The organism is Streptomyces sp. NPDC001270 (genome assembly GCF_042896695.1).
Taxonomy (GTDB): Bacteria; Actinomycetota; Actinomycetes; order Streptomycetales; family Streptomycetaceae; genus Streptomyces.
Genome location: NZ_JBIAXM010000044.1, coordinates 1 through 13,049, shown reverse-complemented (window position 1 = coordinate 13,049; position 13,049 = coordinate 1). Strand labels below are relative to the sequence as shown.

The following is a 13,049-nucleotide window of genomic DNA, read 5'->3' as shown; positions in this document are numbered from 1 at the left end:
GCCGGGTTTCGCTCAGGCGGCCAGGCACATCCCCCGGGCGGGCGCGGCCGACGGGTTCCGGCCCGCGGCGCGCTGCCCGGTCAGCTTGCCCTGGACCCGGGTCACCAGGTCGCTGTGCACCCGGGTCAGCAGCTCGCCGAGGCCCAGTCCGAGGGCCTGGGCGGCCGCCGCGAGCACCTCGGAGGAGGCTTCCTTGCGGCCGCGCTCGATCTCCGAGAGGTACGGCAGGGAGATCCTGGCCGCGTCGGCGACGTCCTTGAGCGTGCGCTGCTGCGCCCGGCGCTCCCGGCGCAGCACGTCACCGACCAGGTCGCGCCACAGGGGTTCCCTGGACACCGGTGCCGGTGCCGACACCGGAGCCGGGGTCTCGGCGCGGCCGGTCTCCCGGCGCAGGGGGATCACTAGGGCGTCGTCGGCTGGGCGGCTGCTCATCCGACCAGCCTAGGGATCCCGGGCGCACGGGGAAGGGACCGGCGTTGCGCCCTGGGTGGAATCACGGACCGGAAGGAGCCGGCGGGCCATGCTGCGGGACACGTCCGACGAGGACGCCGCGTTGTACGAGCGGGCCCGGCCCCGTTGTGCGCGGTCCTTGGCGTCCGCACCGGCGGGGCGGGCGGGCATCGGGCCCGGCAGCCGGGTGCTGGAGATCGGGCCGGGCACGGACTGCCCTGCTGCGTACGCGAGTTGATCGGCTCGGCCTACGGCGGCAGCGTCACCAAGCGGTATCCGCACGAACTGATCACGACCCGGCGCCGCCCGGACCGGTCCCGGGAGTCGGGCCGTACGAACATCTCCCACCGCCGAACACCCGGTCGGGCAACGCGCCCTGAGGTTCTGTGAGGTCGGTCGAGGTCCGCAGGACCGGCGGTGCGCGCGGTGGCCGCCACCCGATTTCCGACCCGTCGCCGCACGAGGCGCATGCCCCGGCCCACCCCGGGTAGGCGAACCACGAACCAAGCATGGCGCGCCGGCTTGCGGGTACGTGAACCGGCACGCCAGGGCAGATGGACCGGGGACGCGGCACACGGACCGCGGACCCGGGTCCGGACAACGAACCGTGACTTCGTGGGGAGCAGGCAATGGACACCGCCGGGATCCGGCCGGGAGCAGACGTCGTCGAGAAGACCGCAGAGAACGGAGCAGGCGAGCAGTCGCTGCCGGGAATCGAGGACCCGACGTCGATCGCGCCACGTGACGCCCGGGAGTTGTCCCGCCAGTTCTTCCAGCGCCTGACGGAACTGGAGGAAGGCACCCCGGAGCACCAGTACGCACGCAACACGCTCATCGAGATGAACATCTCGCTGGTCCGGTTCGCGGCCGGCCGGTTCCGGGGCCGTGGCGACGACATGGAGGACATCGTCCAGACCGGGGTGATCGGTCTGATCAAGGCGATCGACCGGTTCGAGCTGTCCCGCGAGGTGGAGTTCACCTCGTTCGCCGTGCCGTACATCGTCGGCGAGATCAAGCGGTTCTTCCGCGACACGACCTGGGCGGTGCACGTACCCCGGCGGTTGCAGGAGCTGCGCGTCGAGTTGGCCAAGGCCCGCGAGGAGCTGGCCGGTCTGCTGGACCGCGAACCGACGGTCGCGGAGCTGGCCGCGCTGATGGACATCCCCGAGGACGAGGTGGTCGAGGGCCAGCTGGCCGCCAACGGGTACAACTCCGCGTCGCTCGACGCCGCGCTCACCGGCGACGGCCCGGAGGACGGTGAGGCCGTTCTCGCCGACTTCATCGGTGTCGAGGAGGAGGGGCTGCGGCTCGTCGAGGACTTCCAGTCGCTGGCGCCGCTGATCGGCCATCTCAGCGACCGCGACCGGCAGATCCTTCATCTGCGGTTCGTGGAGGAGGCCACCCAGGCGGAGATCGGTGAGCGGCTCGGCTGCTCGCAGATGCATGTCTCGCGCCTGATCAAACGGGTCATCGCGCGTCTGCGCCGCGGCATGCTGGGTGAACTCGGCTGCGCCTGACGGGCGGGGCCGGGCCGGCGCCCGAAGCGGCGCGCACCCGGCTCAGCGGGCGAGGGTGAGGAGGGCGCGTACCCGTTTGCCGACGGGTACGCGCTCGGTGGTCACCTCGGCGGCCAGGGCGTGCACGATCTCCAGGCCGTGCCGCCCGACGCGTTCGGGATCACGCGGGTAGCGCCTGGGGAGGGCCACGCTGCTGTCGTAGACGGACACCGTGACGGCCGCGTCGGTGCCCTCCAGTTCCAGGATGTACGGGCCGTCGCTGTGCCGGTCGGCGTTGGTGACCAATTCGCTGACGACGAGAAGCAGTTCCTCGTCGGCGCGGGCGTCGATCGTGGCGCGCCACGCGCTCCTGAGCTGTTGGAGGAAGAGCGCGGCAAACGATCGTGCCGCGGCGATGCATCCGGGCTCGCCCGTGTAGTGCGCCGCCCGCCGAAGCGGTTCCACGGGCACATCGAAACCAGTCGGTATCACTGCCCCGTCCAGGTGCTCGAACATCTGTATCTCTCTCGGAGGCCGGTCTGGCCGGTCACTGCTGCACCAGTGCTCGTACCCCGAGGAGGACCCCGCAGTCCCGTCGCCTGTTCGCCGACCGCGCACGGCGGACATCGTGGCGGCGCTCCGGGACATCTGGAGCGTAGCCGGTACGGAGCGGACGGACCCGCCCCACCGGGAAACTGCTCCCGCCCGCCGGCCCGGACAGTCCGGAAGGCCGGTCCGGGCGGGTGCGCGGGCGTCGGGCCCGACCGCGGACGGACCACTGCGGGGGCGGTCCGTCCGGACGCTGCTTAGCGTGGCAGCGTGAGCGCCATCACCACCGCCGGCCGGGCCGGCCGCCGCCACGGCTGGGCCCAGGCCGTGGCCGCGGTGCTATCGGCACTGGTCGCCATGCTGGGGGTGGCCGCGCTGGGGCTGTGGGCGGCCGGGGCCGCCCGGCTTCCGGACGGGGCGTTCGCCCGGGTCGTCGTGGCGACCGTGGTGACCGCCGTCGGGGGCAGTGTCGAGCTGTCGGGGAACGCGGGGGTGTTCGCCGAGACCCGGGCGGGTCTCGCAGTGGTCCCGCTGTCGGTCACCCTGGTCGGGGTTTTCATGGTGGGCGGGGCGTTCCTGCATCCGCTGCGCCGCCGGGCACCGGGCGACGCCGGGGAGCTGGCGGGGTGGGCCGCGCGGATCGTGGTGCTGTGGCTGCTCGGGCTGGCCGGCCTGGCCCTGGCCGCCCGTCAGACCTTCGCCGTGGACGTCGGCAGCGGCGTGCTCGGCGGTCTCACCGGCCTGTTCGACTCGGCGCCGAGACTCGGGTTCGCCGCGGACGTGCCGCGGACGGTGGGGTTCGGTCTGCTGTGGCTCGCCGGTGTGCTGGTGCTGGCGCTGCTGGTGTCGCCCGGGGTGCCGCTGCCGGGCCGGCTGCCCCGGTTCCAGGAGTCGGCGCGTCCGGCTGTGCTGGCCGTGGTGGCGCTGCTGCTCGGGTACGTCGTCCTGGGTGTGGTGACCGCGCTGGTGACAGCGGCCACGCGCGGGCATGCCGCGGACACCTTCGCGGTGCTCCTGCTGGGGCTGCCGAACCTGGCCTGGCCGGCCCTGACCGTCGGTCTCGGCGCGAGCTGGCACGGCCGGGTGGACGGCCCGTTCGGGCTGCCCATGCCGCACGTCCTGGACGAGGTGCTGCGCACCCCGGACGTCTCCACGCTCAACCTGCGCACACTCGTCGAGCACGACGGGCGGGCGTGGTGGCTGCTGGTGGCGGCGGTCGTGCTCGTTCCGGCCGCCGCGCTGCTGATGGTGGCGCGGTCACCGGCCGGGGTGCGGGCCCGGCGGCACGCGCTGTGCTTCGCCGTCGCGCTCGCCGTGGCGGTGCTCGTGATCTGTCTCGTCGGCAGGATCTCGGCGCACTACGGGCTGTCCCTGCTGGGCATCGGTGATCTGGGCGGCGGGCTGTCCGGGGAACTGCTGCTGCGGCCCGACGTGTGGCCGGCGGTCGGTCTGGCCGCGCTGTGGGGGCTGGTCACCGGGTTCCTCGGCGGACTGCTGGCGCGGCCCCTGCACCGCCGGGGCGGGGCCGGGCCGGAACGACGCACGAGGGGACGGTGAGACGGGCCGCCGCTCACGGGCCGGCGCCGGCGCCTCCCGTGCGTCCTCACGGTTCGCCGTCCGGTGCCGCCGCACCGGACGGCGCGTGGCCCGACGGCGGGGTGGCCGGGTGCTCGCGGTCGGTGGCGTAGGTACTGAGCCGCCTGCCGTCGCCGTACAGCCACCGCCCCTGGTCGGCGTCGTACAGCCACATCGACTCCCCGTCGACCACCACCCCGATCCGCAGCCCGCGCGTACGGTCGCCGAAGGACTGCCCGTCCAGGCCGCCCGCCATGAGGTCCGCGACGGCCGCCCGGTAGTGGGCGAGGGCGCGTTCGGCGCGGTCCAGCAGCGGCCCTGGATCGGCCGTGTCACCGGGCGGGCCGCCGTCGCCGGGCGGGTCGCGGGGTACGGCGACGAGACGGCGGCCGTCCACCCAGGCGGTCCAGCCGTTGGCGCAGACGATGTGCGCCCAGTCGCCGTACCACTCGGTGAGCCGTACCGGCAGCAGCGGGTCGAGGGACACCGTGGGCCGGGACAGGTCGGGCGCCTCCCAGGCGGGGAGCCCGGACCGGGGGACGACGTGGGTGGGCCGGAAACCGGGATTCGTCATCTCGCACCGTCTCCTTCCGCTTCGCCACGGGCCGGTACGTCCGCGGCGGCCGCGGACCGGGAGACGGCAGGGCGTGGACGGCGCCGCCGGCGGGGCCCAGATCGCGCGGTCGCACCTCGCCGTGTGGATCGTGCCGGTCCGCAGGGCGTGTCCGGGCGCCGCCGGGGGCGCTGGTCGGCCACCCCGCCCTGGCCGGAATTCTACCGATTCGCTCATCTGTGCGCCCACCCGCCGTGCCGGGGAGCGGGCCTCGCCCGTCGGCGGCGGTCGGCGCCGGGACGGGAGAGCGGCGTTCAGGCGACGGGCAGGACGAGCGCCGGGACGGTGCGCTGCATGCGCAGGGCGTCGACGGACTCGGCGAGCAGTTCGTACTCCGTGGTGTCGTCGGCCACAGCGATCCGCACCAGCCGGCCGCCCGCCAGCTCGTCCGCGACACGTTCCTGCTGGACGTCGTCGGCGCACCAGGTGCGGAGCAGTCCGGGCACGTCGGGTGTGGTCTCCGCCACGGGGACGAGGGCGCCGGGCGGGACGTTCGGGTCCTCGGGGGTCGGATCGAGGCGTTCGGCGATCCAGGACGCCCGGTCCCGCAGCCACCACAGGGCGAGGGCCAGGGTGGGCGCGCGGTAGGTTCCCAGCGGCACACCGATGCGCTGTCCGTCGCACGTCCCGTACGCCGTGACATGGCACAGGAATTCGTCGTGCACGATCACTCCCCCGTCGCCTTGCTGTCGGGTGCCGGTCGGCCCTCGCTCTCCGTGCGGCTCCTGTGCGGTGAAGTGCCCCTGGCGTTCGAGTATCTTCACTACTGAAACACTGTCACCATGTCTTTCCGGCCAGTCTCCTGGCATATTCGCCCTCTCGCGTGGCCGGAATGCGCCCCCGCTGTGGTCCCGCCTTCATGACCCGCGAGGTAATCGACCCGCCCCGCGCCGCCGGGCAGGGTGGTCGCACCGGATCGGCACTCCGTCGATGCGGTTCCTGACCGGCGAGGACGACCTCGATGGAGGCTGATTCACCATGTCCGTGAACACGGAACGTCACCACACTGCCGCCGCCCGTTACTTCGAGGCGTGAAACGCCACCGAGCCCGAGGCGCGCGTGAAGGCGGTCGCGGCGGCCTGGGCCGCCGAGGGCGGTTACACCGATCCCCTCGCCGACGTCCGGGGGCACGAGGGGATCGTGGCCGTGATCGCGGCGGCACACGAGCAGTTCCCCGGCTTCGTCTTCCGTCCGCTCGGCGCCGTGGACGGGCACCACGACACGGCGCGCTTCTCCTGGGAGCTGGTGAACGAGGCGGACGGCTCGGCCCCGGTGGCGGGCTCCGACGTCATCACCCTGGACGCCGAAGGACGGATCACCCAGGTCCTGGGGTTCCTGGACCGGGTACCCGCCGGGGCCTGACGGCCCGCCGGAACCGCCTCCCCGCGCGTGCGGGAGGAGACGACGAGGCCGGCGCGGTACGGGGGCCCGCGCCGGCCTCGTCGTCTGGATCTGGCTACGGCTGTCTGCCCAGGGCCGTCCTGGGCCGTCCGGAGCTGTGTCCTGAGCTGTCTACGGCTTGATGATCGCGTCGATCCGGGCCAGCTCGTCCGCGTCGAAGTCCAGGTTGCGGGTGGCCGCCACGCTGTCCTCGATCTGCTGCGGGCTGCTCGCGCCGACCAGCGCGGACGTCACCCTGCCACCGCGCAGCACCCAGGCCAGCGCGAGCTGGGCCAGGGTCTGGCCACGGCCCTTGGCGATCTCGTCCAGGGCGCGCAGCTTGCCGACGAGTTCCCCGGTCACCGCGTCCCGGTTCAGGGACTGACTCGCGCTCGCCGCCCGCGAGCCCTCCGGGATGCCGTCCAGGTAGCGGGCGGTGAGCAGGCCCTGCTCCAGCGGGGAGAAGACGATCGAGCCGACCTGCAGCTCGTCCAGGGCGTCCAGCAGGCCCTCGTCCTCGGGGCGGCGGTCGAGCATCGAGTACCGCGGCTGGTGGATGAGCAGAGGGGTGCCGAGCGCGCCCAGGATGCGGGCGGCCTCCCGGGTCTGCTCCGCCGGGTAGTTGGAGATACCGACGTAGAGGGCCTTGCCCTGCTGCACCGCGGAGTGCAGCGCGCCCATCGTCTCCTCCAGCGGAGTCTCCGGGTCGTAGCGGTGGGAGTAGAAGATGTCGACGTACTCCAGGCCCATCCGGCCGAGGCTCTGGTCGAGCGAGGCGAGCATGTACTTGCGCGAACCCTGCTCGCCGTACGGACCGGGCCACATCAGGTAGCCGGCCTTGGTGGAGATGACGAGTTCGTCACGGTACGCCGCGAAGTCAGTCTTCAGGGCCTCGCCGAGGGCGGACTCGGCGGCACCTCCCGGCGGGCCGTAGTTGTTGGCCAGGTCGAAGTGGGTGACACCGAGGTCGAAGGCACGGCGCAGAATGGCGCGCTGGGTCTCCGCCGGACGGTCGGGACCGAAGTTCTGCCACAGGCCGAGGGACAGGGCGGGGAGCTTCAGGCCGCTGCGGCCGGTGCGCCGGTAGGGCATGTCGGCGTAACGGTCGGGGTGTGCGGTGTACAACGCGACTCCAGAGAGGTTGGCACACGGTCGGCCCCCACTCTTCCCCTGCCGACCGACAGCGGTCCAACAGGAGAATGAGATGAAATTGAGCGGCTAGGCTTCTCAATCATGGAATTGCGTCACCTGCAGCATTTCGTCGCGGTCGCCGAGGACCAGCACTTCACCCGGGCCGCGGAACGGCTGATGGTCTCCCAGTCGGGCCTGTCGGCGTCGATCCGGTCGCTGGAGCGCGAACTGCGGGCCCCGCTGTTCGTGCGTACCACCCGCCGGGTGACGCTGACCGAGGCGGGGCGCGCCCTGCTGGCCGAGGCGGAACGGATCCTCGCACAGGTACGGGCCGCGCACGAGGCGGTCGCGGCCGTGCAGGGCGTGCTGCGCGGGACGCTGGCGCTGGGCACCGAGCAGTGCATCGCCGGGGTGCACGTGGCCGGGCTGCTGGCCGCCTTCCGGCGACGCCATCCGGACGTGGAGATCCTGCTGCGGCAGACCGGCTCGGGCGCGCTGGCCGAGGAGGTCGCGGCCGGACGGCTCGACCTGGCCTTCGCCTACCGCACCCAGGACGACACGGACCAGTTGCGCTCGGTCGCGCTGACCAGCGAGCCGATGACCGTGCTGTGCCATCCCAGCCACCGGCTGGCCACGGCCGGGGCGGTGCTGGAGCCGGACGACCTCGGCGGCGAGGTCTTCGTCGACTTCCACCCGGACTGGGGCCCGCGGCGCACCACCGACGCCGTCTTCGCCGCGGCCGGCGTCCGCCGTACGGTCGCGCTGGAGGTCAACGACGTGCACAGCCTGCTGGACCTGGTCGACGAGAACCTGGGGATCGCCGTCGTACCCCGCCACTTCCGGCACAAGCGGCCCTCGCTCGCCGCGCTCCCGCTGAAGGGCGCGGACGAGGCGGAGTACGAGACGATCGCCCTGCTGCCGCCCGAGCGGGCCACGAGCCCGGCGGCCCGTGCGCTGATGACGCTGCTCGAAACAGGGTGCCCGGCACCACCCCAGGACGGGGTTCACCCCTCCTGATTCCGCCCGTCCGCCGCCGCAGACTCTTGTCGGCTGCTCACGGCGACCACGGCCAGGAGGACGGACCATGGCGGAACACACACGGCGGAGCGTGCTGCGCGGCACGGCGGGGATCGCGGCGGCGGCAGCCCTCACCGGGGCGGCGGGCCACCGTGCGGCGGCGGCACCGGCGCGGCACGCGACAGCTCGTCATCACCCTTTCCTGGAGGGCGCGTTCACGCCCGTCAGCGAGGAACTGACGGCCTTCGACCTCCCGGTCACCGGCCGGATCCCGCGCGAACTGAACGGCCGCTTCCTGCGCAACGGCCCCAATGTGCTGGGCCTGGAGGACCCACGCGTCCACCACTGGATGCTCGGCGAGGGCATGGTGCACGGCGTCCGGCTGCGCGACGGGCGGGCGGAGTGGTACCGCAACCGCTGGGTGCGCTCCTCGCAGGTGGCGGAGAAGCTCGGCGAGCCCTACCCGGGCCCGGTGCCGCCGGACGACTTCCCGTGCAACACACACGTCATCCCCTACCGCGGCAAGATCCTCGCCCTGCAGGAGAGCGGGCCGCTGCCGTACGAACTCGACGGCGAGCTGAACACCGTGGGCACCCATGACTTCCGGGGCACGCTGGACGGCGCGTTCACCGCCCACACCAAGTACGACGCACACGCCGGTGAGCTGCACGCCATCGCCTACTACCCCACCTGGGACCACGTCCGGCACCTGGTGGTGGACCCGTCGGGCCGGGTCGCGCGGACGACCCGGATCCCGGTGCCGGACGCGCCGATGATGCACGACTTCGCGCTCACCGAGAGGCACGTCGTCGTCTTCGACATCCCGATCACCTTCGACCCGGCGGCGGCCGAGCGCGGCGAGCCGGTGCCGTACGTCTGGAACCGCGACCACCCCGCGCGGGTGGGCGTCCTGCCCCGCACCGGCGGTGCGGCCCGCTGGTTCGAGGTGGACCCGGTCTCCCACTCGCACACCCTGAACGCGTACGACGAGGGGTCGTCCGTGGTCGTCGACATGACGACCTGTCCCGCGCCGTTCCTGGTCGCCGGGCGCGGCTCGGGCGGGCCCTACGGGCCCGGCACCGCCAGGCTCGAACGGTGGAGCATCGACCTGGACAAGGGGCGGGCGCGGCGGCGGACGCTGGACGACCACCCACAGGAATTCCCGCGCGTGAACGAGGCACTGGTCTCCCGGCGGCACCGTTACGGCGACTCGGCGGCGGCCGCCGAGATGACACTGGCGTACCTCACCCCGGACGGCACGCCGCCCGACCGTTCCTTCTCCAACGCACTCATCAAGCACGACCTGCTGCGCGGCACCACCCAGGTGCACCGGCTGCCGCGGGGCGCGGCGGCGGGCGAGGCGGTGTTCGTGCCACGGGACGCGGCCGGCCCGCGGGCGGCGGAGGACGACGGGTACGCGCTCGCGTACGTCCACGATCCGGACCGCGGGGCCGCGGACCTGGTGATCCTCGCGGCGCAGGACTTCACCGGCGAACCGGTGGCCCGGATCCACCTGCCGGGACGGGTGCCGCTGGGCTTCCACGGGAGCTGGATTCCGGACGCGTGACGGCGGGCGATACGCCATGGTGTACCTATGCATGCACGGGACGTCCTCATCGACGGCTACGGCCGCATCCAGGAAGAAGTCCATGCCGTCCTCGACGGCCTCGGCCCGGACGAGTTGCGCGCCCGTCCGGCGCCGGACGCCAACTCGGTCGCCTGGCTGGTCTGGCACCTCACCCGGGTCCAGGACGACCATGTCGCCGACGCCTTCGGCCTCGACCAGGTGTGGCTGGCCCAGGGCTGGGAGAAGCGTTTCGGCCTCGACCTGCCGCGCCACGACACGGGATACGGCCACAGCGCCGCGAAGGTCGCCAAGGTGCGGGTCGCCTCGGCCGACCTGCTGACCGGCTACTACGACGCCGTGCACGAGCAGACCCTGGGGGTGCTGCGCCAGCTGCCCGCGGGGGACCTCGAACGTGTCGTGGACGTGCGCTGGGATCCGCCGGTCACCCTCGGGGTGCGGCTCGTCAGCGTCCTGTCCGACGACCTCCAGCACGCCGGGCAGGCCGCGTACGTGCGCGGCCTGGTGCTCGGCGCGGCCGGGTGACCCGGCAGGACCGCGGGAGGACCACGGCATCGTGAGGTGAGTCTGCGGGGAGGATCAGAGCCGCGTGAGGTCAGCCGGCCGGCTGGAGCAGGTCCCAGCGGTTGCCGTACAGGTCGTGGAAGACGGCGACGGTGCCGTACGGCTCGTGCCGCGGCTCCTCCAGGAAGGTCACGCCGGCGGCGCGCATGCGGGCATGGTCGCGGGCGAAGTCGTCGGTGTGCAGGAAGAAGCCGACCCGGCCGCCGGTCTGGTCCCCGATCCGGGCTCGCTGGCCCGCGTCGGCGGCGCGGGCCAGCAGCAGGCCGGTGCCGGCTTGGTCCGGCCCCGGCGCGACGACGACCCAGCGCGCGCCGTCGGGCCGCGCGGCGTCCTCGACGAGCCGGAAGCCGAGTGCCCGGGTGTAGAAGTCGATCGCCTCGTCGTAGTCGTCGACGACAAGGGTGACCAGGGCGAGGTGTCTCATCGTGGCCTCTCGGTGGAACGTCGTGGCTGGTCGGTGAAGGGTGAGTCGGAAGCGGAAGCCGAAGCCGGGTGGAAGTGGCCGAGCGCAGAGGTTATACGTAAAACTGGACGGCCGCCAGTTGCCCGCGCCGCCCTTTCGGCATCGGTGGGTCGGCGCAGGGTGGCTGCGAACCGCCGAGCGGATCCGGGGTCCGGGTCAGCGGTTCTCCTCGCCCTGCGCGACTTCCACCCGGTGATGGAAGTCGATCATTCCGGTCCCCACCGCGACGCAGGAGACGGCCACCCAGGAGACCAGCAGGACGGCGATCCAGGAGACGGACCGGCGCGGGGCGGCGGGAGCGGACAGCAGGGCCTGGACCCGTCGGGGCACGGGGCCGCTCGTCGCGGCGGGGGCGAAGTCCGGGCGGGCGGAGCGGGCGCTCTGCCCGGCGAGGGCGGCCCGGGCGATGGCGCGCGCGGTCAGCCGCCGGTCCCCGACGGCGCCGGCCGCGGCCTCGTCGGCCGCCCGTTCGGCCGCGAGCCGGATGGTCTCGCGCACCGGGCGCAGGGCGGGGTGGCAGTGCGCGGCGAGTTCGGCGGCGGCGAGGAAGAAGTGGTGACCGCCGTCGTTGTGCGCCCGTTCGTGCGCGAACAGCGCCTCGCGCTCGGCCGGGTCCAGGCTGCGCAGCATGGCGGTCGTGACGACGATGCGGTGCGGCCGTCCGGGCAGTGCGTAGGCGTCGGGCCTCGGCGAGTCCACCACGCACAGGTCGCCGGCCGCCGGCCCGTGTCCGGCCTCGTCACGTGCCGTCCGGAAGGCGCGCAGTTGGTGCAGCACCGAGCGCACGAGCGTGCCGGCGCCCACGGCGAGCACGCCGACCGAGGCCGCGGCGGCGGGCACGACGACAAGGTCGGAGGCGGTGCGCAGCGGGTGGATCAGCTCGCCCAGCGCGGCGAAGACGGGCAGCTTGAGCAGCCCGGTGACGACGAACGCCCCCAGCGCGGTCAGCGAGCAGCCCGCGAGGACGACCGCCGAGACGGTGATCACCCACAGCGCGGCGGCGGGTGCGAGCCGGTCGAGGGTGCGCCGGGCCAGCGCCGGCATGGCCAGCGGGAGCAGCAGGGGAAGCAGGAGCAGCGCGGTCATCGCTCACCGGGTTCGAGCAGGTCGCGCAGAACGCGCTCGTCGTCGGCGCTGAGCTGGGCGACGAACCGGGCCAGCACCGTCTCCCGGTCGCTGTCGCGGTCCAGCTCGGTGTGCATGCGGCGGGCGGTGAGGCCCTGCGCGTCCTGGACCGGTACGTAGGCGTAGCCGCGGCCCTGGCGGTGCCGGCCCACGACCCCCTTCTCGTGCAGCCGGGACAGGATCGTCGTCACCGTGGTGCGCGCCAGGTCGGCGCCCAGGCTCAGCTGCACCTGGCCGGGGGTCTGCGGTCCGCCGGCGGCCCACAGGGCGGCCATGACGCTCGCTTCGAGCTCGCCGGCCGGCCGGCGTTCGTCCTTCGAGTCGGTCATGGGAACGTCCTTCACCCGTTTCTTCCACGGCCCGTGGACCGTCTACGCGATTGTAGTCGCCTGGGCCGCCGTCGTACGGCTGTGCCCGCACCCCATTATGGGAGTCATCGCCCGGCTGAAAAGGTGCCGCCCATCGGTGACCTCAGGGAACCTCTCCCCCGGGCGACGGCGAGCACCTCTTCGTGGTGCGCGGTCACGGCACCGCGTTCCTCGTCCGCGCGCCACGCTGCAGAAGGGGACGAAGGCGATGCCGCGCTGCCCGTCCGCCGCATCGCTCCGCGGCCGATACGGCGGACGGGGAGGTCGCGAGTGTCCAGGCGCCCGCAGCGCCCGCGGTGATCAATTCGGAGGTCATCGGCGAAGTCCGGAACACGGCCCGGGAGCACCCGCCGGGGCACGGAGAAAGCCCCCGGCGGGACGGGAGCGGGCAAGCACACTGCCAGCGGGGCGGCTGCCGGCCGAGGCCGCGGTGCGAGTACGTGCCCGCTTCCGCCGGATCTGAGGAGCCGGCCGCCGCAACCGCCGCGGCGGGCGACGGAGTGGCGAGGGGTGCCACGGCCGTCCCGGCCGCCGCGGGGAACGCGGCGGCCGGGACGGACGGGATGTGGGGGTGCGCCCGCGGACGGCTCTCCGCCGGGGATTTCAGGCGGGTGCGGGGCACCGTCCCACGGGTGGGTGTCAGCAGTAGAGGTTGCCGCCGGGGGTGACTCCGAGGATCTGGGTGAAGCGCTGGTAGGCGTCGACGCGGCTTTGGACCTGGGCCGGGTTCTTG

The 13,049-nt window shown here is 73.4% G+C and carries 14 protein-coding genes and 2 pseudogenes; 7 read left to right on the top strand and 9 right to left on the bottom strand.

Annotated features, from left to right (window positions below):
• Positions 1–12: 12 nt before the first annotated feature.
• The gene (locus ACFY2B_RS40550) at positions 13–432 is read right to left on the bottom strand and encodes a helix-turn-helix domain-containing protein (protein WP_390768077.1); all 420 of its coding nucleotides are present in this window, start codon (positions 430–432) and stop codon (positions 13–15) included.
• An 88-nt stretch (positions 433–520) separates the two neighbouring features.
• Between ACFY2B_RS40550 and ACFY2B_RS40545 the strand changes: the two genes are divergently transcribed.
• The gene (locus tag ACFY2B_RS40545; RefSeq protein ID WP_390768076.1) at positions 521–688 is read left to right on the top strand and encodes a hypothetical protein; all 168 of its coding nucleotides are present in this window, start codon (positions 521–523) and stop codon (positions 686–688) included.
• A gap of 391 nt (positions 689–1,079) precedes the next feature.
• Positions 1,080–1,967, top strand: a complete 888-nt coding sequence (locus tag ACFY2B_RS40540) for an RNA polymerase sigma factor SigF (RefSeq protein WP_390768075.1) — start codon at positions 1,080–1,082, stop codon at positions 1,965–1,967.
• Between the two features lie 42 nt (positions 1,968–2,009).
• On the opposite strand, the gene ACFY2B_RS40535 is transcribed toward ACFY2B_RS40540, so the two are convergent.
• Positions 2,010–2,462, bottom strand: coding sequence for an ATP-binding protein (locus ACFY2B_RS40535; RefSeq protein ID WP_390768074.1), 453 nt, complete (start codon positions 2,460–2,462; stop codon positions 2,010–2,012).
• 303 nt (positions 2,463–2,765) lie between these two features.
• Between ACFY2B_RS40535 and ACFY2B_RS40530 the strand changes: the two genes are divergently transcribed.
• The gene (locus ACFY2B_RS40530; protein ID WP_390768073.1) at positions 2,766–4,052 is read left to right on the top strand and encodes a streptophobe family protein; all 1,287 of its coding nucleotides are present in this window, start codon (positions 2,766–2,768) and stop codon (positions 4,050–4,052) included.
• A gap of 46 nt (positions 4,053–4,098) precedes the next feature.
• On the opposite strand, the gene ACFY2B_RS40525 is transcribed toward ACFY2B_RS40530, so the two are convergent.
• Together ACFY2B_RS40525 and ACFY2B_RS40520 are read right to left on the bottom strand one after the other, a co-directional pair.
• Complete coding sequence (locus ACFY2B_RS40525) at positions 4,099–4,644, bottom strand: hypothetical protein (protein WP_390768072.1); 546 nt, start codon at positions 4,642–4,644, stop codon at positions 4,099–4,101.
• Between the two features lie 293 nt (positions 4,645–4,937).
• Positions 4,938–5,348 carry a hypothetical protein gene (locus ACFY2B_RS40520; RefSeq protein ID WP_390768117.1) on the bottom strand — a complete coding sequence of 137 codons (411 nt, stop codon included), beginning with the start codon at positions 5,346–5,348 and terminating at the stop codon, positions 4,938–4,940.
• A gap of 313 nt (positions 5,349–5,661) precedes the next feature.
• Between ACFY2B_RS40520 and ACFY2B_RS40515 the strand changes: the two are divergent.
• A pseudogene (locus tag ACFY2B_RS40515) lies at positions 5,662–6,045 on the top strand (nuclear transport factor 2 family protein).
• A gap of 150 nt (positions 6,046–6,195) precedes the next feature.
• Here the strand turns inward: ACFY2B_RS40515 and mgrA are convergent.
• Positions 6,196–7,188, bottom strand: a complete 993-nt coding sequence (gene mgrA / locus ACFY2B_RS40510; protein ID WP_390768071.1) for an L-glyceraldehyde 3-phosphate reductase — start codon at positions 7,186–7,188, stop codon at positions 6,196–6,198.
• Between the two features lie 108 nt (positions 7,189–7,296).
• Between mgrA and ACFY2B_RS40505 the strand changes: the two genes are divergently transcribed.
• The 3 genes from ACFY2B_RS40505 to ACFY2B_RS40495 all read left to right on the top strand — a co-directional run bounded on the left by ACFY2B_RS40505 (position 7,297) and on the right by ACFY2B_RS40495 (position 10,321).
• Positions 7,297–8,211 (top strand): LysR substrate-binding domain-containing protein, encoded by a 915-nt coding sequence (locus ACFY2B_RS40505; RefSeq protein ID WP_390768070.1) that lies wholly within the window; start codon positions 7,297–7,299, stop codon positions 8,209–8,211.
• A gap of 67 nt (positions 8,212–8,278) precedes the next feature.
• Complete coding sequence (locus tag ACFY2B_RS40500; protein WP_390768069.1) at positions 8,279–9,778, top strand: carotenoid oxygenase family protein; 1,500 nt, start codon at positions 8,279–8,281, stop codon at positions 9,776–9,778.
• A gap of 27 nt (positions 9,779–9,805) precedes the next feature.
• On the top strand, positions 9,806–10,321 hold the full coding sequence (locus ACFY2B_RS40495) for a DUF664 domain-containing protein (protein WP_390768068.1): 516 nt from the start codon (positions 9,806–9,808) through the stop codon (positions 10,319–10,321).
• A gap of 70 nt (positions 10,322–10,391) precedes the next feature.
• On the opposite strand, the gene ACFY2B_RS40490 is transcribed toward ACFY2B_RS40495, so the two are convergent.
• The 4 genes and pseudogenes from ACFY2B_RS40490 to ACFY2B_RS40475 all read right to left on the bottom strand — a co-directional run.
• On the bottom strand, positions 10,392–10,784 hold the full coding sequence (locus tag ACFY2B_RS40490) for a VOC family protein (protein WP_390768067.1): 393 nt from the start codon (positions 10,782–10,784) through the stop codon (positions 10,392–10,394).
• Positions 10,785–10,979: 195 nt separating this feature from the next.
• Positions 10,980–11,909: a M48 family metalloprotease gene (locus ACFY2B_RS40485; protein WP_390768066.1), complete on the bottom strand. Its 930-nt coding sequence runs from the start codon at positions 11,907–11,909 to the stop codon at positions 10,980–10,982.
• A complete protein-coding gene (locus tag ACFY2B_RS40480; RefSeq protein ID WP_390768065.1) occupies positions 11,906–12,277 on the bottom strand; it encodes a BlaI/MecI/CopY family transcriptional regulator in 372 nt (123 codons plus the stop codon). The genes ACFY2B_RS40485 and ACFY2B_RS40480 overlap by 4 nt, the downstream gene beginning before the upstream one ends.
• 678 nt (positions 12,278–12,955) lie before the next feature.
• Positions 12,956–13,049 (bottom strand): annotated as a pseudogene (locus tag ACFY2B_RS40475) (chitinase); the annotation flags it as partial.

What these genes read in the sequence shown, in the direction of transcription:
- ACFY2B_RS40550 (WP_390768077.1), bottom strand. Translation starts at nt 432, where the DNA reads ATGAGCAGCCGCCCAGCCGACGACGCCCTAGTGATCCCCCTGCGCCGG.
- ACFY2B_RS40545 (WP_390768076.1), top strand. Translation starts at nt 521, where the DNA reads ATGCTGCGGGACACGTCCGACGAGGACGCCGCGTTGTACGAGCGGGCC.
- ACFY2B_RS40540 (WP_390768075.1), top strand. Translation starts at nt 1,080, where the DNA reads ATGGACACCGCCGGGATCCGGCCGGGAGCAGACGTCGTCGAGAAGACC.
- ACFY2B_RS40535 (WP_390768074.1), bottom strand. Translation starts at nt 2,462, where the DNA reads ATGTTCGAGCACCTGGACGGGGCAGTGATACCGACTGGTTTCGATGTG.
- ACFY2B_RS40525 (WP_390768072.1), bottom strand. Translation starts at nt 4,644, where the DNA reads ATGACGAATCCCGGTTTCCGGCCCACCCACGTCGTCCCCCGGTCCGGG.
- ACFY2B_RS40505 (WP_390768070.1), top strand. Translation starts at nt 7,297, where the DNA reads ATGGAATTGCGTCACCTGCAGCATTTCGTCGCGGTCGCCGAGGACCAG.
- ACFY2B_RS40500 (WP_390768069.1), top strand. Translation starts at nt 8,279, where the DNA reads ATGGCGGAACACACACGGCGGAGCGTGCTGCGCGGCACGGCGGGGATC.
- ACFY2B_RS40495 (WP_390768068.1), top strand. Translation starts at nt 9,806, where the DNA reads ATGCATGCACGGGACGTCCTCATCGACGGCTACGGCCGCATCCAGGAA.
- ACFY2B_RS40490 (WP_390768067.1), bottom strand. Translation starts at nt 10,784, where the DNA reads ATGAGACACCTCGCCCTGGTCACCCTTGTCGTCGACGACTACGACGAG.
- ACFY2B_RS40485 (WP_390768066.1), bottom strand. Translation starts at nt 11,909, where the DNA reads ATGACCGCGCTGCTCCTGCTTCCCCTGCTGCTCCCGCTGGCCATGCCG.
- ACFY2B_RS40480 (WP_390768065.1), bottom strand. Translation starts at nt 12,277, where the DNA reads ATGACCGACTCGAAGGACGAACGCCGGCCGGCCGGCGAGCTCGAAGCG.